The following is a 22,102-nucleotide window of genomic DNA, read 5'->3' as shown; positions in this document are numbered from 1 at the left end:
CACCTTTTGCGCGCTCTAAAAAAATTGTTTGATTTTTAATAATTAAAAGTGTGCTCATTGTGACAAATCACATGTTCTTGATCCATTGTTTGACGTATTGTAAAGCTATATCAAGTCATTGCACGGCTAAACCGTGCAATTCAAGCCATGATTTAGTACCGTACGGGGCAACCCGTACGATTAACGATAACGATAGAGGGTGGAGAAGCATGATACAATCCTATGAACGCGATACTCAACTGACATTGCATTTGTACCGGGTTTTTGCCAAGTCTTTCAAGAGCATCAACGAGCATGCCGTTACCGGAAGCAAGATTGAAGGTTTCAATCCCACAGCTTTTGCTGTTATGGAGGTCCTCTACTATAAGGGACCGCAACCCATTCAGCAGATCGGCGCCAAACTGCTCTTGCAGAGCGGTAATGTTACTTACGTGATCGACAAGCTCGAGGAACGCGGCTACCTGCAGCGCAAGCCTTGCGCAAACGACCGCCGGGTTATTTTCGCCGAGCTGACTTCAGAAGGCGAACATCTGATGAACGAAATGTATCCGAAGTATTCGGAGCGCCTGCACCTCGCTTTCAGTGGCCTGAGTGATGAAGAGAAGGAACAGATGATTACTCTTTTGAAGAAGATGGGTCTCCAGGCTGAGAAACTCTCCCCGCTCCCACGCAAATAGGGTCCGGGTCAACAAGATTGTGAATATATTCACTTTTTAGAATAACTCTAGATCAAGTAGAAACGGCTGAGCCGTCCTGTTAAGGATGCCTCAGCCGTCTCTTGTTTCTTGCAGCAATAGAAGGGTTCTGATACAAGTGTTATTCACTAAGCCTTCTTAAGCGCCGGATTCTCCTCTGCAATGGAAGGAACACCACTCCGCAGACCCGAAGAAATAATCAGGGACAAGACTGCGAATACCGCCATCACTATAAAAAGTGAATGCAGGCCGCCTTCCAGCGCACCATGCAGACTGCTCCAGGCCTCCCCGGTCAGTGTGCTGCCGCCATGCGGATTAAGCAGTGTATTGATGTCATCCCCTGTAACTGCACTGCCGGGCTGTTCCGCCAGCCGTCTGTCAACTGTAAGGTTGAGCCAGGAACCGAAAATTGCTACCCCAACCGTCTGCCCGAGTGAACGGGTGAACGTATTGAGTGCCGTTGAGGCCCCGCGCTGCTCATGCTCCACAGAGGACTGGGCGATAATGGTAAAGACGGTAGAGGCATAGCCAAACCCGACTCCGCAGAAGAGCATAAGACATAAAAGCAGCAACTGTGATGAATCCCCGTTCATAAACGCAAGGCCGATGGCCCCTATGGAAATCAGCAACAGTCCAAGCATGCCCGTCCGGCGGGAGCCGGAGCGCAGGATCATCCGTCCTCCGGCAATGGAGCCCAACATCCAGCCTACAGACATCGGCGCGAGCAGCAGGCCTGAGAGGGCTGCACTTTTTCCGAACACTCCTTGTACCCACAGCGGTACATAGGTGGACAAGCCAATGATCAAGGTACTGACCAGCAGATTGGCCCCGGTGGATACAGCAATATTACGAACGGAGAACAGCGTGAGCGGCAGCATCGGTTCAGGAGCACGGTGCTCCACAAACAGAAATACTACCAGCAGCAGAATTGCCGCCCCCAATATCGCCAGCAGCAGCGGAGATGTCCAGGGCAGATTCTGCCCTCCTGTCGTCAGTCCGAAGAGCAGAGCGCCCATCCCTGCCGCAAACAGCAGCACACCGGCTACATCAATCTTCGTCTTGCGTCTTACCCGTTCTTCCTTCAGATAGCGGGAAATAAATATAATCGATAACAGGCCAAAAGGCAGATTAAACACAAACACCCAGCGCCAGCTTAAGTAATCTACAACATAGCCGCCGAGCAGCGGTCCAACCAGAGAGGAGATCCCCCATACCGAACTAAGCAGCCCTTGTGTCTTTGCCCGTTCTTTAATGCTGTAGATGTCACCGATTATCGTAAAGGTCATCGGAATCAGTGCTCCCGCTCCGATTCCTTGGATGCCGCGGAATATAATAAGCTGTTCCATGCTCTGCGATATGCCGCACAGCAGCGAGCCGAGCAAGAACACCACAGCTCCACCGATGAACACAGGCTTGCGGCCAATCAGATCGCTCAGCTTGCCAAATATCGGGGTCGTGACCGCCATGGCCAGCAGATAGGCGGTAAATATCCAGCTCAGCCACTGCATCCCCTGGAAATCTCCAACAATCGCCGGTCCGGCAGGCCCGGTTACTGTTCCTTCAATTGCTGCCAAAAATGTAGCCAGCAGCACCCCTATCAAAATGAGCTTGCGTTCTGTTTCTCCTGGAGACTTCAATGAATCCAAATCCTCTCTCTATATATTAGCGTCTAGCCTCACTGCGCAGCAGCGCATACAGAATAACGTCCTGAAAGCCAGAGGACGTATGACGGTATTCCCGCAACAGTCCTTCCTTACGGAAGCCCAGTGCTGAAAACAGCCTTTGCGCCCGGACATTGTCCGGATGGCATAATACTTCAATCCGGTTCAGCCCCATGGTGCCGAAGCCGAAATCCAGTACAAGCTCCAGCGCTTCCTGCATATATCCCTGCCCCCAATGGGACGGTGACAGCTCACAGCCGATTTCCCCCCGGTACGCTCCCGGCAGCTGCCAGTAGTTATAGCCGCAGCTGCCGATTACGTCCCCCTCCGGTCCTATGATGCTCCAGCGCAGACTCTCTTCTTCCCGCGCCATTTGCCGCAGTAATCCAATCAAATGCTCTGCATCAGCAGCCGAAGACAGAGGGGGCATGTCCAGCCAGGGCGCCACCTCAGGATGACACCAGAGGTCATATAATGCGGCGGCATGATCTTCGGTCATGACACGCAGTTCCACTCTTTCTCCGCTCAAAGCCGGTACCATCCCATTGCACACGTACAACGCTCTCGTCCCCTTCCAACCTTATAAGTATACAACATATGTAAGGATGTCCTGAATAGAAACATAAATTTCACACACATAGAAACGGCACTGTCCTTAAGCGGGACGGTACCGTTTCAGTGAGAAATCGTTTGAAAAACGCCTTTATCGGGGCGGCTTGGTCCCACCCTGATGCAGACGTTTGTTTTTGTGCATAAGGTTCGCTCATGCTGTTGTATAGTGGAAATCGGCATAATCTTCAGGATTAACCTGAGGCCCCTGCTGCCTTGACCGGCTTAAGCACCTCGGTGCAGAGAACCTGAAGCTTCTCCTGAATCGCCTTGAATTCTTCAATCCCCGTCCCGGTAATGCTGAATCCCTCGCCATGGGCAGTCAGGAAGTTCTCCTGGGAGAGCCGTTCCAGTTCCTGCTTCACTTCACGTTCCGCCACCCGGTATCCCAAATTCTCGAGTTCAGGCTGCATTTCTGATACTGTAAGGTCCCTCTCATGTGCAAAATAAAGCATATGGATCCCTACGAACAAGTTCTGTACATCGGCGCGCATATTCCACTCCTTCCGGCCAAAAGCCTCCAGTTTTAGTAAATTCAATCACTGCTTATTCTTATAAAAGCATTACCCTAGTGATGGCTTGTGGAAACACGGGGGACTGTTACGGTAAGGGTGTGAGCTCTGCAATCTGCATAAATCCGGTAATGCTTGACGTATTGAACGTTGCTGTACTATGTTGTTAGTTACAGTTATGGATTCATACTGACTCAAGGTACAGGAAGGTGATGCTTCATGTTTCAGGCTATGCCCTACGACGGAACGCGCAGCGAGCGCTTTGAAGCGGTTCTATCCCAGCTGGGAGCGCTGATGGAAGGGGAGCCAAATGCCGTTGCCAATCTGGCGAATGCCTCGGCACTGCTTAAGTTCTCTCTACCGGATACCAATTGGGCCGGTTTCTATTTATTTGACGGCAAGGAGCTTGTGCTTGGACCCTTTCAGGGACTGCCTGCCTGTATCCGTATCCCACTGGGCCGCGGAGTTTGCGGAACGGCCGCAAGCGAACGCCGGACGCTCGTCGTGGATGATGTTCATGCCTTCCCGGGACATATTGCCTGTGATGCCGCTTCGAACAGCGAAATTGTCGTGCCGCTGATTAAGGAGGGCCGGCTGCTGGGTGTGCTGGATATCGACAGCCCGCTCAAGCACCGCTTCGATGATGAGGAACGCCGCTTCCTGGAGCGGTTCGCGGCTATGGTTTCGGACGTAATCTAATTTTCCCGGCTGCATGTAAAAGGCCGCCACATTCGCAGGAATTTCTGCATTTGTGACGGCCTTCTTGCTGTTGATCATTCTTATGCTGAGGACAATACCCGATTACTGCCGGACCGGACTAATATTCCAGATTTCGGAGGCGTAGCGGCTGATCGTGTTGTCACTGGAAAATTTGCCGGAGTGGCCGATGTTGATAATCGACTTTTTCAGCCATTCCTTCTGGTTGCGGTAGGCGAGATCGATTTTGACATGGGTCTCCACATAGCCGGCAAAATCCTTAAGCACAAAAAATTCATCATTATTGTCGAGCAGTGACTGATAGAGCGAATCGAACTCCTGGGTATGGCAGCAGATTGGCCCCGGTGTGATGAGCTGATCCAGCACTTCCTTGACTCGTCCATCGCCATTATAGATATCACGGGAATGATAGCCCCCATACTGGTAGTAATCCAGCACCTGCTCTGCCCGCAGTCCGAACAGGAACATGTTGTTGTCACCCAGCATTTCGTGCATTTCCACGTTGGCCCCGTCCATCGTGCCGATGGTCAGCGCACCGTTCATCATAAACTTCATGTTGCCGGTGCCGGAAGCCTCCTTGCTTGCTGTAGAGATTTGTTCGCTTACATCAGCAGCGGGAATAATCTTCTCCGCCAAAGAGACCGAATAATTCTCCAGGAAAAAAATGCGGATCTTGCCTTTGATATCCGGGTCCTTGTTGACGACATCAGCCACAGTATTAATCAGTTTAATAATCCGTTTGGCCAAATGATAGCTGGGTGCGGCCTTGGCCCCGAATATAAAGGTGCGCGGCACCATGTCCATAGATGGATTGTCTTTAAGCTGATTGTACATATGCATAATATGCAGAATGTTCAGCAGCTGGCGTTTGTAGGCATGCAGCCGTTTGACCTGTACATCGAAGATGGAATCCGGGTCTACCTGCACTCCATGCTTCTTGCCGATGTATTCCGCCAGGCGCTGCTTGTTGCGGCGTTTGATGCCGGCCACCTGCTCCTGGAATGAAGCATCCTCACAATATTTAATTAGCCCGATCATCTCCTGCGGATGGTGAATCCAGCGTGTGCCAATGGAATCATTGATCAGTCCGGCCAGCTCGGGATTGGCATGCAGCAGCCAGCGGCGGTGCGTGATGCCGTTCGTCTTGTTATTGAAACGGTGCGGATACATCTCATTGAACAGCCGCATCTCGCGTTTCTGCAAAATCTCCGTATGCAGCGCAGCCACTCCATTCACGCTATGGCTGGCTACTATTGCCAGATGGGCCATCCGCACCTGATCATCATGAATAATTGCCATCTGATTGATCCGGTCCTGATCGCCGGGATATTTGCTCATCAGCTCGCCGCAGAACCGGGCATTGATTTCCTCAATAATGAGGAAAATACGCGGCAGCAGCTCCCGGACCATCCCCATCGGCCATTTCTCCAGCGCCTCGCTGAGAATGGTATGGTTGGTATAAGACACCATCCGTGTCGTCATGCTCCAGGCCTGATTCCAGCTGATGCCGTGTTCATCCATCAGAATCCGCATCAGCTCAGGGATAACCAGCGTTGGATGCGTATCATTGATGTGCAGAGCCACTTTGTCTGGGAGCAGTTCAATCGGCAGGCCCGTCTTGCTGTACGTCCGCAGAATGCTCTGCAGACCTGCGCTGCACAAGAAATACTGCTGCTTCAAACGGAGCAGCTTGCCTTCATACTGTGAATCATCCGGGTACAGGAATTCCGAAATCGATTCCACCGAACGTTTGTATTCCAGAAACTTGTGATAATCCGTTCCAGCCAGGGAGCCGGTTATTCTCGAAGACGGATTGATCGATTCGGCACTCCAGTTCCGCAGTGTATTCACATGCTTGCGGTCCGCGCCAATAATCGGAATATCATAAGGAACCGCCCGCACCGCTTCATAATCCTTATGCTCGAAGGCCAGTTCACCGTTCTCCTCACGGGTCTCCACATGTCCCCAGAACCGCACTTCCACCTGCTTGTCTTCCCGGCGCAATTCCCACACATTATCGTTCTGCAGCCAATAATCGGGCAGCTCCACCTGATATCCGTCAACAATCTTTTGCTCAAACAGGCCGTATTTATAACGGATGCCGCAGCCATGCCCTGCATACTGCAGGGAGGCCAGCGAATCCATGAAGCAGGCGGCCAAACGCCCCAGACCTCCGTTACCTAGGCCTGCATCTGCTTCTTCCTCTTCAATATCCTGAAGACAAAAGCCCAGTTCTGCAAGTCCTTCGCGTACTACCTCCAGCACGCCCATGTTGAGCAGATTATTGCCCAGAAGCCTGCCAATCAGAAATTCCATGGAAAAATAGTAGACCTGCTTTTCCTTATCAACCTTATACTTCTGGTTGGTATCTGCCCAGTTTTTGCCTGCATTCTCACGGATCATATTGCCGATGATGTTATACACATCAGCATTCGAAGCTTCTTCAAGCGGCTTGCCCAATTTCCTGATGAGTGCCTCGCGGAACGCTTGTTTAAAGGTTTCTTTATCGTTGAACAACAGCGGGTTCCTCCTGACAGATCCTTATTTTTGTGAATGCATATTTATGAAAACTCAGGATCAGCTGAACGGGGTGTTGCCCGGTTCAACTGATCCTGAGGTTAAATTTTGCTGCTCTTGGCGATAACAAATGGACGTTTGTTATCTCCGACCAGAATCCGGTCTCTGCTTAAGTGTACATCTTTATCCATAATGACATTTTCAATTACGGCATTTTCTTCAATTACACATTTCTGCATGATGACAGAATTGATGATTCGGGCGCCTTCTTTGATCTGCACACCCCGGAAGATCACGCTGTTCTCCACGGTTCCGGCAATGATACAGCCGTTGGCCACCAGGGAGTTGCTGACCTCTGCGCTGTCCAGATAACGGGTTGGCGCTTCATATTTAATCTTGGTCTGCACCGGATTCTCCTTGAACAGGCTGAAATAATTGTCCTGGCGGAGCAGCTCCAGACTATTTTTGTAATAGCTTTCCAGCGAATTGATCACTGCATGATAACCTTTGTACTCGTAGGCGGCAATTTTGAATTTGTGCCGGTTCTTCTGGATCACATCGCGGAAGAAGAAACTCTCGCCATGGGCGATGCAATGTTCTACCTGCTCCAGGAACATTTTTTTCTCCATGATAAAGATATCCAGATACACATTGTGATGGTCCTTCTCATGATGAATATTCGTAACCGCATTCTCTTCGTCTACCTCAACACGCAGGCAGGGATCATGCTCAGGCTGCAGCTGGTCTATCGTTTTGTAGACAAGTGTTACATCCGCGCCCTTCTCCAGATGGTATTGGAATACCTCCTGGAAATCCACAGTGTTGATATGCTGACTGCCGGAGAACACAATATATTTGGCCGAGGCCCGTTTGAAGAAATCCAGATTGTTATGATAATGCTGCAAATCCCCAAGCGAGGTGTCTGTCGGATCATTCCAGTCGGGCGGCAGAATAAACAGTCCTCCGTGCTTGCGGTTCATATCCCAGGACTTGCCGTCGCCGAGATGGTCCATCAGCGAACGGTATTTACGGCGGACAAACAGTCCAACGCTTTCCAGCTCTGCCCGCATCATATTGGAAAGAACGAAATCGATCAGCCGGTAGCGGCTGGCAAAAGGCACGGCAGCACCGCAGCGGAAATAGGTCAACTCATTTAATTTATCCAGTTCATGATCAAGATTGATTACACCCATAAGCTTTTTCATCCCGGTTCACCGTCCTCTAATGGTTATATGGTTTTGGCTGCAACTGATTTACGTTTCTTGCTCCGATTATCGATCAGCAGGATTTCGTCCTCATTCTCCCGATCGACTCCGATCTCCATATAATCCTCGATTACCGTATTTTCGCTGATGATAGCCTTATGGATCCGTACATTCTTGCCGATCTTGACCTTGGGCATAATGACGGAGTCGGTAATGACGCTGCCTTCTCCCACTTCCACACCGTAAAAGAGCACCGAATGCTTCACCTCTCCGTACACGATGCAGCCCTCATTAATAATGCAGCTCGATACCTTCGCTCCAGGAGCTACATATTGTGCCGGCTGATTCGGATTGCGGGTGAAAATGCGCCAATTGGGATCATTCAGATTCAGCGGCGGATGATCGCTTAACAAATCCATATTGGCCTCCCACAGGCTGGCCACTGTACCTACATCTCTCCAGTAGCCTTCAAATGGATAGGCAAAAAGGGATTTGTCGTCCTCCAGCATCAGAGGAATAATATCTTTGCCGAAATCATGGGAGGAGTCTGCATTCTCCCCGTCTTCCAGCAGATGCTTGCGGAGGACCTCCCATTTAAAAATATAAACGCCCATCGACGCCAGCGTGCTCTTCGGCTTCACCGGCTTCTCGTCAAACTCATAAATCTTCAGATCTTCATCTGTGTTAAGAATGCCAAAGCGGCTGGCCTCCTCAAGCGGAACATCAATGACCGAGATGGTGCAGTCGGCGTTTCTAGATTTGTGGTATTGCAGCATAGCATTGTAATCCATTTTGTAAATATGGTCGCCGGAAAGTATAAGCACATGCTCCGGATCAAATTGATCAACAAATTTCAGATTGCGGTAAATTGCATCAGCCGTTCCCCGGTACCAGCTGCTTCCATTCTCCCGTTCATGCGGCGGCAATACAAATACACCGCCATCCTTACGGTTCAAATCCCAGTCACTTCCTACCCCAATGTATGAATGCAGTACAAGCGGCTCATATTGAGTGAGCACACCAACTGTATCAATACCTGAATTGGAGCAATTGCTTAAGGGGAAGTCGATGATTCTGTAAGTTCCCCCAAAATAAACAGCGGGCTTGGCAAGCGTTTTGGTCAATCCCTTCAACCTTTTCCCTTGGCCTCCCGCCAATAGCATGGCTACCATTTCTTTTTTCTTCATGGAAGAGCCTCCTTGACATATGGGTAGTAAAGCATGTAATAAATAAGGTTGAATGAAGTTTGGTGGTGCGAAATAGACCCAAGATAGAATTCAAAAAGAAGTGAACCAGCAAGAAGTAAAATGAAAGAAATGTGCTTGATAGGAAATTTGGATAAGGTTAACAAACGGGGGGACACCTGATATCGGGACAAGTTGCCGGATTCATGAGAAAAGCTCTCCAAAAACCGGGTTTGTATCCTTATTGTAAAGTGTTCTAGAGTCGCCGTCAAAACCCTTTATTGAATTCCAAAAACCTTAAATTGTAATTACATTCCTTATTAATAACATTTATATTTCATATAATTAGATTAACCAGAATGATTAACCATGAACTAAAATTCTAATCTGATATTGAACTTAAGCAGGCGCTTCTTTCAGCAAACGTTCAACGTAATGTGTCATAATGAACTATCTTTTACTGTAAACGGAGGTACTACTCATGAAAGCTGCCCAAGGCGTGCGACTACTGCTCGTAGATGACGAGCCTCATATCCTGCAGTTTCTGGAACTGGGTCTGATGAACGAAGGATTTGAAGTAATGACTGCACCTGACGGTGTCAGCGCGATCGCAATTGCTGCCGATTTCAGACCGCATGTGGCCATTCTGGATGTGATGATGCCGGGCATGGACGGCTTTGAGGTCTGCCGTTACCTGCGTTCAGAAGAAGCGGAGATTGCGGTCATCATGCTGACTGCAAAAGACGAAGTGGACGACCGGGTCAAGGGCCTGTCCATCGGGGCTGACGACTATATGGTCAAGCCGTTCAGCTTCGATGAGCTGCTGGCCCGGATCCAGGCCCGGCTGCGCAATCAGTTCCCGGGATTGCTTGGGGAAGTGCGCTGCGGCCCCTTCCGGATTGACGGCCGCCGCAAGGAAATCCGCCACAAGGAAGAGGTTCTGGAGCTTTCCCCTACCGAATATGAGCTGCTGCAATACCTGGTCATCAATCATGGCCTGGTACTGAGCAAGCCGATGATTCTGGACAAGGTATGGGGATATGATTTTGGCGGAGAGGAAAATATCGTGGAGGTCTATATCCGTTCTCTCCGCGAGAAGCTTGGCGATAAAGAGCATAAGATTATCCGCACGCTGCGCGGCGCAGGATACCGCGTGGACCTGGTATGATTGCCCGCCTCTCGGGCTTCATCAGCAGGCTCCCGTCTCCGCGTTCCCTGCGCAAGCAGCTGCTGGCCATCTCGCTCATCATTTTGTCCGTGCTGCTGCTGCTGATCGGTGTGCTGCAGTATGTGCTGATGCGGAACTTCATCTACACCAACCGGGCGGAATCCATGGAAACGCAGCTGCGGTCCGTGCCGCGTGAGTTCTATTTTACGTTTCTCAATTCCGGGAACAGTACTCCGGCTGACCTGAGTATTTCAGGCGCTTCAGACCCTTCTTGGACAACAGGCACACCAGGGATGGTTAAGCCGGAACTGCCTGGTGCCAGCCCCGCCACGAGCGGCGGTAACGCAGCACCCGGGGAGAACCAGAACACCAGCCCGTACGGGCAGCGGATGGGCGGTGACAGGCGTCCTCTCCTGCTGGATGCCCATACAACTATCGCCATTTACAGCCCGGACGGCACCTTCAAGGATTTCCAGGAGGATACGCTTTCCGATTCTGCCGCTCCAAGAATGACGAACAAAGAGTATGATGAGCTGCTCAAACATACTACGGACAAGCAAACGGGTGAATACCGGCTGATAACCGCTGAGGATGGCAGTGAACACCTGGCCGTGTTCATGAATCTGCGCAAGCCGGGTGCACCCAAAATGCTGCTGCAAATGAGCGTAGCCACCGGCCCGCTGAGAGATGTAATCATGCAGCAGCTGATGATCTTCGCCGGCTTGGCGGTAATTGCTTTGCTGGCCGGGCTGTTCCTGTATTTGCCTGCACTGCGCAAAACACTGGTTCCCTTATCCAATATGGGCGAAGCCGCGCAAATCATCGACGCAGGCAATTTAGACGTACGCTTCCCCGTCAACCAGGGACAGACAGAAATCGACAAGCTGTCCCAGTCCTTCAACGGGATGCTGGAGCGTCTGGAAATTTCGTTCCATAATGAACGTGAAGCCAAGGAACAGATGCGCCGTTTCGCCGCCGATGCTTCCCATGAGCTGCGGACTCCCCTCACTTCGATTCACGGCTTCCTGGAGGTGCTGCTGCGGGGAGCTGCGGATAATAAAGACCAGCTTTACGGCGCACTGAACAGCATGCACGGTGAATCCAAACGGATTAATAAGCTGGTCGAAGACTTGCTCCTGCTGGCCCGTATGGACGGCGCGCCTCAGCTAAGGGTCAAGAACCTGCTGCTGGGTGAAGTCATCGATGAAATGCAGCCGCAGCTTCTGGTGCTGGCCGCGAACCGCAAGATCAACTTCGATATTTCTTACGGCATCCGCGGCATGTATGATCCCGACAAAATGAAACAGGTCATTCTCAACTTGTTCCACAATGCCGTGCAGCATACGGATGCCGAACAGGGGACGATCCATATCTCCCTGCACGCCCGGGACACCGAAGCAACGCTGACTGTCAGGGACAACGGCTCCGGCATCTCTGCTGATCATCTTCCCCATGTGTTCGACCGCTTCTACCGCAGCGATTCCTCGCGCACGCGCAAATACGGCGGTTCTGGCCTTGGATTGTCCATTACAAAGTCTATTGTGGATGCACATAACGGGAACATCAGCGTGAAGAGTACTCTCGGTGGAGGCACTGTCTTTAAAGTCTCTCTTCCATGCTTGCTGGATTAGCTTATGTAGTGTAATTAACGTTATAATAGTGTGTGAAAAGGATGCTAGGCTCACAAAACTTAAGCCTATGCTTTCGAAGTGAGTTTTGTACGAAGTCGATTCAAGGATGCTAGGCTCACAAAACTTAAGCTTATGCTTTCGAAGTAAGTTTTGTACGAAGTCGATTCAAGGATGTTAGGCTCACAAAACTTTTAGGAGGTCGAATTCATGTACGAAATCGCCGTGATCGGAGCCGGGCCAGCCGGTGCCAGTGCAGCCCTCTTCGCCGCCAAAGCGGGCAAAAAAACGCTGCTGATTGACAATGACAAAGGAATGACCCGCAGAGGGTGGTATGAGAATTTTTATGGAATCTCCGAAATCGGCGGTCCCGACCTCGTGGAAACCGGACACAAGCAAGCCGTCAAATTCGGGGCGGAATTAGTGGCTGATCAAGCTGTCGGTCTTACCGCCGGCAGTGAAGGTTTTGTCATTGAAAGCGAGAGCGGTGCCACTTATGAAGCGAAACATGTGATTCTGGCTACAGGCGTCCTGACCGATTTGGCTGCTAAAGCCGGTGTGGAAACCAAGGATGGCATGGAGCCAAGAATCAAGACCGTGGTAGCCGTCAACGCCGAAGGCAAAACAAATGTCGAAGGCATCTGGGCCGCCGGAACCGTTGCCGGAGTAAGCGTGCACGCTATTATTACCGCAGGTGACGGCGCGAAGGTCGCCATTAATGTCATCAGCGAATTGAACGGTGCAAGATATGTCGATCACGATCTGCTGAAGGCATAATTATATTCATACGAGAGGGACTCCGGGCGGATACTTCGCTTCAAGAGTCCCTCTCGTAGCTGGATTGAGGCCAGCCGCGATTGCGGTTGGCCTTTTTCAAAATATAAGAATTTATATGTTTCACACGATAACTTATCCTTCTATTTCTCGCTGAAACGGTACCGTCCTTAAAAAAGGACGGCAAAGCCGTTTCCACTTGTCCGATAATTGCAGTTTGTACAGCTATTCCCCCACGTTTAGCGGCCTACGAAGAGGTAGTTGTACTCCGTACATTTATTTTCACGAAATTCCACTGAACCGCCACGGTTCACTATTTTTAATTGTACCCAATACACTTATACTCTAGAATCGGCCCTTAACGCACCCAATAGCTGTAGTAAATACAACTACGTTCACTCAAGCGTTCAAATAATAATCTTCATGCGGATCACCTCCCCGTTCACTGCACTGCGGCGTGATAACAGGGGGAACAACTCCACTTTTCTTTAGCAGCAAAGGGCACACGTGAAAACTCTAAATTTGTAACATGTACAGTTTCGATTTGCGGGCCTGCACAAAAGGCTGCTCCAAATTATGATGGCTGTACGCCAATCATTATCCGGAACAGCCTATTAAGTTTACACTGGGTCTGCCTGATGTTTGCCCCGGCTTCAGCATCAAAGGATGCGGCTGCTTCTGCCTGCTGCCGTACTCCCCAATACAGCCTGAGCTTCCTCTCTGCCCTCCAGGCTGCCGAGCAGCTTGCGTAAATACGGCAGGAGCTGCGGCCGCAACGCTTCCCTCTGCAGCCCTATTTCCAGCGTGGCCTGAATGTACCCGAACTTGTCGCCAATATCATAACGTTTGCCCTGCAGATCCAGGGCCAGCAGCCCTTCATTCCGGCACACTTCATGCAAAGCATCCGTCAGTTGATATTCACCGCCAGCTCCGCGCTCAAGTCTAGCCAGCACCGAAAAGATCGAAGGCTGCAAAATGTACCGGCCCATAATCGCATATTCCGAAGGCGCAGCCTGCGGCACAGGCTTCTCCACCAGTCCGCTTACGGCATGTACACCGTCTATGGAACCTCCTGAAGCAATGATCCCGTATTTACTGACTTCCTGCCTTGGCACCCTTTGAACACCGACAATCGTCTTCTCCGCCTGCTCATACAGCCTCATCATCTGCGAGAGCGCCGGGGGCTCGGACACCATAATGTCATCACCGAGCAGCACCGCGAACGGCTCTTCTCCGATAAATTGCTCTGCACAATGAATGGCATGACCCAGCCCCAGCGGTTCTTTTTGCCGGATGTAATGAATGCTTGCCAGCTCGCTGATTCCCTGCACCTCGCAGAGCAGGTCCAGTTTTCCTTTCTCCAGCAAGGTCTGCTCCAGCTCCACCGATTTGTCAAAATGATCCTCGATCGATTTTTTGTTGCGGCCGGTTACGATAATAATACTCTCAATACCGGAGCGGACCGCTTCCTCTACGATGTATTGAATCGCCGGCTTATCCACAATGGGCAGCATTTCCTTCGGCTGGGCCTTGGTAGCCGGCAGGAAGCGCGTGCCCAGACCGGCGGCGGGAATCACAGCTTTTCTGATTTTCACGTTGGATCGCTCCCTTCGTTATTTGTTAAGTGGAGCCATTCTGCGCTCCCGCACATCCTGCTGCTTTTTGCCGCCATAGAACTCCTGGACGATATAGAGTGGACGGCCCTTGGACTCATCATAAATCCGGCCGACATATTCACCGAGAATGCCCAGCATAATAAGCACGAATCCGTTGAAGGTCAAGGTAATGCCGATCATCGACGCCCAGCCCTTAACGGCCTCGTCCGTAAAGAGCACCAGGTACAGCACATACATAAGGTAGAGAAACCCGGATGCGGACAGCAACGCTCCCAAGTATCCCGCCAGCTTCAGCGGTTTGTAGGAAAAGGATGTGATGCCGTCCAGAGACAGCTTGAGCATCCGCTTGAGGGGATATTTGGTTTCTCCCGCGAGCCGTTCATCGCGTTCATATTCGATCGCCTTTTGACGAAAGCCCACCCAACTGACGAGGCCGCGTACAAAACGGTTTTTCTCCGGCAGACGTTTCAGCTCATCGCAGACCTTGCGGTCAATGAGCCGGAAATCTCCGGTATCCACCGGGATCGAGATGTCCGTTGAGTAGCGCAGCACTCTGTAAAAGGCGCTTGCCGTCCACTTTTTGAACAAGGACTCGCCGCGGCGTTTGATCCGCTTGGCGTATACAACCTCATAACCTTGCTTCCACTCTGTAATCATGTCCAGAATCAGCTCCGGCGGGTCCTGCAAATCGGCGTCGATAATGACCACCGCATCGCCCAGTGCATAATCCATACCCGCGGTTATCGCGATCTGATGCCCGAAATTCCGCGAAAGGTCGATCAGCTTCACACTTTCATCCCAGTAGCTGTATTCTTCAATCATTTGCGCACAGTTGTCAGTACTGCCGTCATTGACGAAGAGCAGTTCATACGGCTCACCTGTCGTTCCCATCACTTTTTTGATCCGGCGGTATGTCTCCTGAATCACTGCCTCTTCATTAAACATCGGTATAATTATGGAATAGCGCACGTTGTAGCCCATGAGCAGCTCCTCCTCAAATTGTAGTGATGAAGCGCGCCGGACAAGTAATGCGGTGCGCTTCATGTATATCCGGCAACAGAATTAGTCCAGGGTAATCTCGTACAAGGTTCCGCCATTGCTGTCTGTCACTGTACCTTGCCAATCGGCTGAAGGCACCTCTGTACCATTCTCGGTAATCCAGCTCGTGATTTCGGAATTGCCGCCGCGTCCGCCGCCCATACCGCCGCTGGTAACAAGGAAGTATTTCACTTTGCCGCTCTCTACCAGCGCCTTCAGAGTGTCGGTCGTATAAGGCACATCGGAACTGTTGAACCCATTCAGGATCACAACCGATTCACCTTCGTCGATAATGTAAGGGCCTGCCGTTCCGTAATCCATAGCGGCGAACAGATACTTCTCGCCGGTATTATGCTCCTTCAGGTAGGCCAGCAGAGTCTCGTTCACACCGGAGGTACTGTTTCTGCCGCCTCCGCCTCCAGCTCCAGCTCCATCTGGGCCCATGCCTCCGCCTCCGCGGCTTTCGCTGCTGTCAGGTCCTGCTGCCGGGGTCATGCTGTTCAAGCCATAGGTGACCGGTGTAAATGCCCAGTAGAGCGGTCCGATCAACAGTACAAGCAGTCCGGCGATGGCTGCAGCTTGTGCAAATGGCTTTTTGTTATCTTTAACTATTCGAAGAATCAAGAGCAGAAGGGCGGCAATCATTCCTGCTGCCAGAACCCCTATCGCCCAACCCTTGCCGATGGTATCGTCATAAGGATGAATAATGTACCATTCAAAAGCTGCTGTTGTGAGAACTGCCGGCGGCAGCAGCCAGGAAAGCCAGGTTGAACGTTCCTTATAATAGCTCCAGAGCTGGGACCAGCCTGCTCCAGCCAGCGCTGCAATCGGCGGTGCCATCATAATCAGGTAATATTGATGGAAGAATCCGGCGATGCTGAAGAATCCCATGACCGGCACCAGCCAAGCCAGCCAGAACAGTGCTTCCTTATGCTTCTGCGTAAAGTTTGTTCTGCGCAGGCTGGTAAAGATACCGATGCACCCGAACAATACGAATGGCAGCAGCCAGCTGGCTTGACCGGACAGAGCAGATTGGAACAGCCGCAGGGGACCGGCTGTCCCCGTATTGAACATTCCGCCACCCCCGCCGTTCATGCCGCCGCGATTGCCTTGGCTCCCGTCGCCGCCGAACTGCCGTCCTCCATCATCCGTTCGACCTCCCGGTGCCTGCCCCGGCATTCCGCCATCCTCGGAGGATTGGCCTCCGGTGGCAGAGCCGTCGGTTTGGCCCGGAGGTGTTCCCCGGCCGTCACTTCGTTCGCCATCAGCTCCATTCATCCCCGGCATCTCGCCATTTAACGCCGGCATCCCACCGTTCATCGCCGGCATCTCACCGTTCATTGCCGGCATCTCACCGCCACTGCCGAACATTCCGCCGCCATTGGCTGGCATTCCACCGCTACCCCCGCCGCCAGTACTGCGGTCACCAGTTAAACGGGATACCCCGTTATATCCAAAGGCCAGATTTAATACAGAGTTGGTGCCGCTGCTGCCCATATAGGGACGTTTGCTCGCTGGAATGGAATCGACAATGACGGCCCAGGAGAGCGAAACCGCCAGCAGTACTGCGGTGCAGGCTGCCAACACCCCGGTTTTTTTCTTCCAGTTCACTTTGCCGGCTAGAATATAAAAGAGATAAAATGCCGGTAAAACCATATATGCCTGCAGCATCTTCTCATTGAAGGCAACTCCGATTAGCCCAAATGCAGCGAGAAGACTGCCGATTCTATTCGTCTTTGTTCCTTTGAACAGAAACCATGCTGCCAGCAGCAGCGTGAACACCAGCATGGCATCAATATTGTTCGTCCGGCTGACAGCAGCGGCTACCGGTGTGGAAGCCATGGCCAGTGCCGCTAACCGCGCCGCGGTTCTGCCGAAGGTTGGCTTGACCATCAGGTATACGAGAAGCACTGATCCTACCCCGCCAAGTGCCTGAGGCAGGATGACGCTCCAGCCATGCAGCCCGAAGATCAGGGCGCTGACCGTCTGAATCCAGAATGTAACCGGCGGCTTATCCACCGTTACTGAACCTGCAGAGTCAAGCGATGCGAAGAAGAAATTGTGAAAGCTCTGCATCATGCTGCCCACCGCAGTGGTATAGTACGTATTTACATATTGATCATTCCAGATTCCATAGCCGTACAGAAACGCTGCAAGCAGCAAGATCCACAGCAGCACAACATCTGAACCCAGCTTCTTAAGCAGTCTCATCTCTCTCCACTCCCATTCCTCTATAACTCAATCATTCCGGCAGTGCTCTGCCCCCCGGCCCAATCTTTGATTAGCTGTATTATTGCATCCGTACCTTAACTCATAATGAAATGTGGCTGAATGTTTGCTGAAAGCTAGGAGAGCGGCATAGCCTTCCAAATAACGCAGGCTTCCGGGTGCTGGCGGTACTTAGTATCGCGCCGAAGGATTCTTTTCTGCGAGTAATACAAGGAAGATTCAGAGGGGAAACCTATCAAGACATCAAAAAAAAGCCCCGGAATCCAGGGCTTCGTTTAAAGACTGCTATGTACATAAATGCAGCAGATTGCATAAACCGCAAAACCATAATTACGTGATTTGTATTCTAAACCGAACGTCCTAATGCAGCCAGCTTGTTTACCGTATTCCAATTGCGGGCGGTAATAGGCGTCCCGAGAAGCTTGTCCAGCTGAACCTTAAACAGCGGCGATTGGCTTACACTCACCTCATACAGCGTGTACATCTCCTTGCCTATTACCCGCACCTTATCCGCTCCATCCTCGTAGGGACGCAGCTTCTCCAGTGCCTCTGCCGTAGGTTCATCAGCCAGAAAGGAGACATACAGCCGCTTGAACTCGTCAGCTTCCGTAAGCTGAAAAGGGTTGCCCGCAATCGCTGCTTCCAGCTCTTCCAGACTGCGGATAATTACGGATACGTCAAAACCAAAGGTCTCCCGGATCTGCTCTCCGATCACTGCAGCAAGCTGGTGGCCTGAACCCTCCGTGCTTTCAAATACAACATTGCCGCTCTGGATATAGGTGCGGACATGCTCAAAGTGCAGTGCCTGGAACATGCTTTTCAAATCCTGCATTTTAATGATTTTGTTGCCGCCGACATTAATGCCGCGCAGCAGCGCAATATATGTAGTCATAACACACCTCTTCCCATAGGTAATTCAAATGGCCGAACTCTTGCTCAGACGTTTACGGATTTCCCGGACAAGCTGCTCCTTCTCCTCCACAGGAACACCCTCAACAAGGCGCGCCGCCGCTACGGGTAGAATCCAACTGTCTATTGCGGCATAGGATTGCCCCGACAATGCGAGGTATTCCCGGATATATCCTTTGGTAAGCCTTTGTCTCATAAAACCTATAACGAATTCCGCCAACTTAGAGGCTCCCGGAGGCATGGCGCCCATACTGAAGAGAAGCACCGAACGCGCCGCATCACCGGCAGGATTCCCCATGATACCGGTCATCCAGTCGATGATCCAGGCTTGTTCATTTAAAAGCACATTGTCGGGGTGAAAGTCTCCATGGCACAGCTTATTCCCCTCCGGAAGTCCTTCCAGGTGGTCCAGCACCGCCGACTTCTCCTCCATGCTGAGCATGGGTGCTGCAATAATGCTTTTTCTCAGCTCCGCCTTTTGCCGGCCAAAGTCTTCTGTTCCCTCCAACTGATGCAGGTTATTATGCAGTCTAGCCATCTGTTTGGCATATTTGCCAAGCTGCCAGGGCTGTCCGCTGATCATCCTCAGCAGGGAGCGGCCCTGAATTTGCTGAAATACGATTCCTTTACGTCCGTCAATCCCGACAAGCTCCAGCGGCTCAGGAGTGCACAGACCCTGTTCAAATACATATTTACTGACCAGATATTCCCGTTCCACATACGGCTCCGGGATGTCCCCGTTGTAGAGTTTAATGATTCTTCCTTCGCCATGCTCCCACACCTCTGCCGTTCGCCCTTTTCCAACCAGCTTCCCCTGCATCTTATGTTACGCCTCCCGTTTATTCCAAATAGATACGTTCAAATCCAGCATCATTTGATACACTCCTTGAGATAGATTAGATGGCTATTCAATGCTACAATGTATCGCGGAAAAACTCATGATAGAAATTAATAATCACCAGAAGCACCGCCAGCGACTCATTGACGCTGCCTACCTCCAGCGCATGATTGGCATCGTCGATCCTGTATACCCTGATATTCTGCAGTCCGGTGATCTCGGCGGAATGCTGTTCATTGAACAGCGGATCGCTGCCGCCGTAGATCATGCTGCCCCGGCTCTGCTTTATCCAGGGGATGGAGTCTACAAGCGGTGTCAAATAAAGATGGGAGGTTTTCTGCTGAACACCCATTTCAGCCGCCACTCTTCCGGCTATGATCGTACCCATGCTTTTACTGATGAACAGCAGCTGTTCATATTCGGGAAGTGCAGGAAGCGCAGCAATCGCCGCCTTGCATTCCTCTATAACGATATCCATGTCTTCGCGCTTAAAGTCCGCCCGTGCACTCTGATAGCCGTACTCCAGCAGCAGCAGATCACAGCCATGTTCCCGGGCCACCTTGGCCGCATAATCGAGCAGCGAGCGCTCCACGGAATAATCCTTCCCCGGAAAGACGACAGCCAGTGCTTTCGCTTCGCCTTGGGCCACATATTTATGTCTGACTTCCCTGCCCCAATGTGAGGACATAACGATACGTGATACACTCATAATGCCTTCTCCTTCCCGTTATCCGTCATCAGCCGTTCTAAACGGATTTGAAATATTTAAAGAAATCAATCGTTTCCTGCAGATCAGCCTCGTCCTGATAAATGTCCATCATCCTGCCGAGTTCAAGCGCAAAATCAACATACCCGTTGGGCTTAGCCGTAAGAATATTTCCGTCCCTGATTACATTGACCTCGTCTGATGCTCCCGCGTCCGGCAATCCTTTGGAACTCTCCGCAGCTTCCCTGCCCTCCTGGTTGTCCACATAGGATCTGCCTTCCAGAACCCCGGCAGCTTTCAGCACCGTAACCCCGCCGCAAATGCCCGCGACCGGTTTACCTGAAGCGTTCATGCTGCGGATCAAGGCAAGCAGCCCCTCATTCGCAGCAAGCTCTTCCACTTCACCCCCAGGGATAACCAGCAGATCTATAGCGTTCACATCTATATTCCCGAGTACCGCTGACGGGTTAATCGAGAAGCCCTCACAGGAAATAACGGGCATACTGTTCAGCCCCAAGGTGTGGACCTCGCTCTGTGTCTTCATAAAATAAGCAGCCAAAACTACCTCAAACTGAACAAAGCTGTTATATACAAGTACATATGTATTCATCGTTAAGCCAACAGCCCCTTCCACCTTTACAGTCTCAAACATCCTATTCTCTATGACTATCATTATAGCTATCTTCCCTGCAGCTGGGAAATCACAAAAAAAAGCCTGGCCCGGGAGGTGGTGGAGTTTAAGCTTCTCAGATCCGGCACTACGGCTGCGGGGCTGTCTGCCTGCGGCTCGCTTTTCTGGACATAAACTCGGCAACAATCCATAAGAGCAGCGGAATGGCCACCTGAAACGGCAGGGCATAAATTTTGTAGATATGATAGGCAAAGTATTGCATTTGAAGAATATCCTTGTAGATAAAGACAGACATGTAGACCATGATCAGGCCCATCTGCATCACAACGGAACGGTAGCTCTTCAGCTTGAACACTTTAGCTACTCCATTACTGGTTACATACAGACATAAACTCGTTTTAATAAACAGCGCGGTTACAAAAGTAATGGAGGAGGAACCTTCGATTCTGGTGAGAAAATCCCCCACATTAATTCTGCTCACCGCGACATAGGAGGGAAAATACAGGCTGGATAAAATTTCAGGACCCAGCACCAGCAAATTCCGCAAGGTAACGAAGATCATAATGATTCCTGCAATCAGCAGGCTGCTGAGCAGCACCCGAAACGCTGAACCTTTCTTCGGGAGCACACTAAACGCGCCGAGAAAAACAACAATTTCGCCAAACGGAAAGGTAAAGGAGCCTATTGCATCCGTAAAGACAGGTCCCCAGCCGCTTTCCAGCAGCGGTTTCAAATAATGGAACTCATACTTGGGAATGGAAAGCAGCTGTGCTAAGGCAGTCGCCAATATTGTAAACAGCAGCAGAAATTTGGCGCTTCTCCCAAGCACCTCAAGTCCCGCGTTCACTACCCAAATGCAGAGGAGGCCGATGATCAGCATCGGTGCAAACATCGGTGTCGCGGTTAAGGCTACCGTCTTGCTGAATTCCCCGAAATTCCGCAGCACAAGCGATCCCAGATGCAATGAATACCAGATATACAGGCAGGAGAACAGCCTCCCGAGAATAGGGCCGAACACCGCATGCAGCATATCATACAGATCCTTGCCCGGAAACAGCGCATGGAGCCTCGCGTAGAGGAGCATGAGCGGAACCGCGAGCACAATGGCAAAAATCAGCCCGATCCAGCTGCTGTTGCCGGATTGCCCCGAGACTCCCATGAACAGTGAACTGCCGATAATAAACAGGATCGCTATGCTAATCGACTGTCCCGCCGGTACGATTTCTTTGCTCATGTCTTCCCCTCCTTTCAGGAGTGCATTCTAGAACAGCTTTTTAATCAAATAAACGATCGGCTCTGAGGGACTGGGAATTTCCCAATGCATCGACAAGGCAAAAGCCAGGGAGAAGGAGATCAGGCACAGCGCGGAACAAACGTAAAAGTCCCGCTTCTTCCCTTGCTTGAGCAGACCATAGGGGTCAACCAGCACAACAACGGCATACATAAGCACTACATAAATGACCAT

The 22,102-nt window shown here is 51.2% G+C and carries 20 protein-coding genes; 5 read left to right on the top strand and 15 right to left on the bottom strand.

Annotated elements, in window-relative coordinates; all coding sequences use genetic code 11:
* Positions 1 to 209: 209 nt before the first annotated feature.
* Positions 210 to 677 carry a MarR family winged helix-turn-helix transcriptional regulator gene (locus tag H70357_RS02825; RefSeq protein WP_038585538.1) on the top strand — a complete coding sequence of 156 codons (468 nt, stop codon included), beginning with the start codon at positions 210 to 212 and terminating at the stop codon, positions 675 to 677.
* Positions 678 to 823: 146 nt separating this feature from the next.
* Here H70357_RS02825 and H70357_RS02820 read toward each other — a convergent pair whose 3' ends face one another.
* The 3 genes from H70357_RS02820 to H70357_RS02810 form a co-directional block, all read right to left on the bottom strand.
* Positions 824 to 2,332, bottom strand: a complete 1,509-nt coding sequence (locus H70357_RS02820; RefSeq protein ID WP_038585536.1) for an MDR family MFS transporter — start codon at positions 2,330 to 2,332, stop codon at positions 824 to 826.
* Between the two features lie 25 nt (positions 2,333 to 2,357).
* On the bottom strand, positions 2,358 to 2,885 hold the full coding sequence (locus H70357_RS02815; RefSeq protein WP_197073649.1) for a GNAT family N-acetyltransferase: 528 nt from the start codon (positions 2,883 to 2,885) through the stop codon (positions 2,358 to 2,360).
* A gap of 274 nt (positions 2,886 to 3,159) precedes the next feature.
* Entirely contained in the window at positions 3,160 to 3,459 is a 300-nt protein-coding gene (locus tag H70357_RS02810; RefSeq protein WP_038585534.1) for a hypothetical protein, read from the bottom strand.
* Between the two features lie 237 nt (positions 3,460 to 3,696).
* Here H70357_RS02810 and H70357_RS02805 point away from each other — a divergent pair, with 237 nt between their 5' ends.
* Positions 3,697 to 4,176 (top strand): GAF domain-containing protein, encoded by a 480-nt coding sequence (locus H70357_RS02805; protein WP_038585532.1) that lies wholly within the window; start codon positions 3,697 to 3,699, stop codon positions 4,174 to 4,176.
* 102 nt (positions 4,177 to 4,278) lie between these two features.
* On the opposite strand, the gene H70357_RS02800 is transcribed toward H70357_RS02805, so the two are convergent.
* The 3 genes from H70357_RS02800 to H70357_RS02790 all read right to left on the bottom strand — a co-directional run bounded on the left by H70357_RS02800 (position 4,279) and on the right by H70357_RS02790 (position 9,103).
* Complete coding sequence (locus tag H70357_RS02800; protein ID WP_038585528.1) at positions 4,279 to 6,711, bottom strand: glycogen/starch/alpha-glucan phosphorylase; 2,433 nt, start codon at positions 6,709 to 6,711, stop codon at positions 4,279 to 4,281.
* 101 nt (positions 6,712 to 6,812) lie between these two features.
* The gene (gene glgD / locus H70357_RS02795) at positions 6,813 to 7,916 is read right to left on the bottom strand and encodes a glucose-1-phosphate adenylyltransferase subunit GlgD (RefSeq protein ID WP_038585525.1); all 1,104 of its coding nucleotides are present in this window, start codon (positions 7,914 to 7,916) and stop codon (positions 6,813 to 6,815) included.
* A 23-nt stretch (positions 7,917 to 7,939) separates the two neighbouring features.
* Entirely contained in the window at positions 7,940 to 9,103 is a 1,164-nt protein-coding gene (locus H70357_RS02790) for a glucose-1-phosphate adenylyltransferase (protein ID WP_038585522.1), read from the bottom strand.
* 478 nt (positions 9,104 to 9,581) lie between these two features.
* On the opposite strand from H70357_RS02790, the gene H70357_RS02785 reads away from it, so the two are divergent.
* The 3 genes from H70357_RS02785 (at position 9,582) to H70357_RS02775 (ending at position 12,673) form a co-directional block, all read left to right on the top strand.
* Positions 9,582 to 10,268 carry a response regulator transcription factor gene (locus H70357_RS02785; protein WP_038585519.1) on the top strand — a complete coding sequence of 229 codons (687 nt, stop codon included), beginning with the start codon at positions 9,582 to 9,584 and terminating at the stop codon, positions 10,266 to 10,268.
* Positions 10,265 to 11,899 (top strand): sensor histidine kinase, encoded by a 1,635-nt coding sequence (locus tag H70357_RS02780; RefSeq protein ID WP_052091778.1) that lies wholly within the window; start codon positions 10,265 to 10,267, stop codon positions 11,897 to 11,899. The genes H70357_RS02785 and H70357_RS02780 overlap by 4 nt, the downstream gene beginning before the upstream one ends.
* Positions 11,900 to 12,106: 207 nt before the next feature.
* Complete coding sequence (locus H70357_RS02775) at positions 12,107 to 12,673, top strand: FAD-dependent oxidoreductase (RefSeq protein WP_038585516.1); 567 nt, start codon at positions 12,107 to 12,109, stop codon at positions 12,671 to 12,673.
* Between the two features lie 656 nt (positions 12,674 to 13,329).
* Here H70357_RS02775 and galU read toward each other — a convergent pair.
* The 9 genes from galU to H70357_RS02730 form a co-directional block, all read right to left on the bottom strand.
* Positions 13,330 to 14,265, bottom strand: a complete 936-nt coding sequence (gene galU / locus H70357_RS02770; protein WP_038585513.1) for a UTP--glucose-1-phosphate uridylyltransferase GalU — start codon at positions 14,263 to 14,265, stop codon at positions 13,330 to 13,332.
* An 18-nt stretch (positions 14,266 to 14,283) separates the two neighbouring features.
* Complete coding sequence (locus H70357_RS02765; protein WP_038585510.1) at positions 14,284 to 15,267, bottom strand: glycosyltransferase family 2 protein; 984 nt, start codon at positions 15,265 to 15,267, stop codon at positions 14,284 to 14,286.
* 81 nt (positions 15,268 to 15,348) lie between these two features.
* On the bottom strand, positions 15,349 to 17,535 hold the full coding sequence (locus H70357_RS02760; protein WP_038585507.1) for a glycosyltransferase family 39 protein: 2,187 nt from the start codon (positions 17,533 to 17,535) through the stop codon (positions 15,349 to 15,351).
* Positions 17,536 to 17,899: 364 nt separating this feature from the next.
* Positions 17,900 to 18,445, bottom strand: coding sequence for a DUF1697 domain-containing protein (locus H70357_RS02755; RefSeq protein WP_038585504.1), 546 nt, complete (start codon positions 18,443 to 18,445; stop codon positions 17,900 to 17,902).
* A gap of 24 nt (positions 18,446 to 18,469) precedes the next feature.
* Positions 18,470 to 19,282, bottom strand: a complete 813-nt coding sequence (locus tag H70357_RS02750; protein ID WP_038585501.1) for a phosphotransferase family protein — start codon at positions 19,280 to 19,282, stop codon at positions 18,470 to 18,472.
* Between the two features lie 94 nt (positions 19,283 to 19,376).
* A complete protein-coding gene (locus tag H70357_RS02745; RefSeq protein WP_038585498.1) occupies positions 19,377 to 20,009 on the bottom strand; it encodes an alpha/beta hydrolase in 633 nt (210 codons plus the stop codon).
* A gap of 37 nt (positions 20,010 to 20,046) precedes the next feature.
* Complete coding sequence (locus H70357_RS02740; RefSeq protein ID WP_197073648.1) at positions 20,047 to 20,679, bottom strand: DJ-1/PfpI family protein; 633 nt, start codon at positions 20,677 to 20,679, stop codon at positions 20,047 to 20,049.
* 85 nt (positions 20,680 to 20,764) lie between these two features.
* Complete coding sequence (locus tag H70357_RS02735) at positions 20,765 to 21,871, bottom strand: GerAB/ArcD/ProY family transporter (RefSeq protein ID WP_038585495.1); 1,107 nt, start codon at positions 21,869 to 21,871, stop codon at positions 20,765 to 20,767.
* A gap of 27 nt (positions 21,872 to 21,898) precedes the next feature.
* On the bottom strand, positions 21,899 to 22,102 hold the full coding sequence (locus tag H70357_RS02730; RefSeq protein ID WP_038585491.1) for a hypothetical protein: 204 nt from the start codon (positions 22,100 to 22,102) through the stop codon (positions 21,899 to 21,901).

Origin of the sequence: Paenibacillus sp. FSL H7-0357 (genome assembly GCF_000758525.1) — a bacterium.
Taxonomy (GTDB): Bacteria; Bacillota; Bacilli; order Paenibacillales; family Paenibacillaceae; genus Paenibacillus_AQ.
The sequence above is the reverse complement of the archived record's forward strand: the minus strand, read 5'-3'. Positions and strand labels throughout refer to the sequence as shown.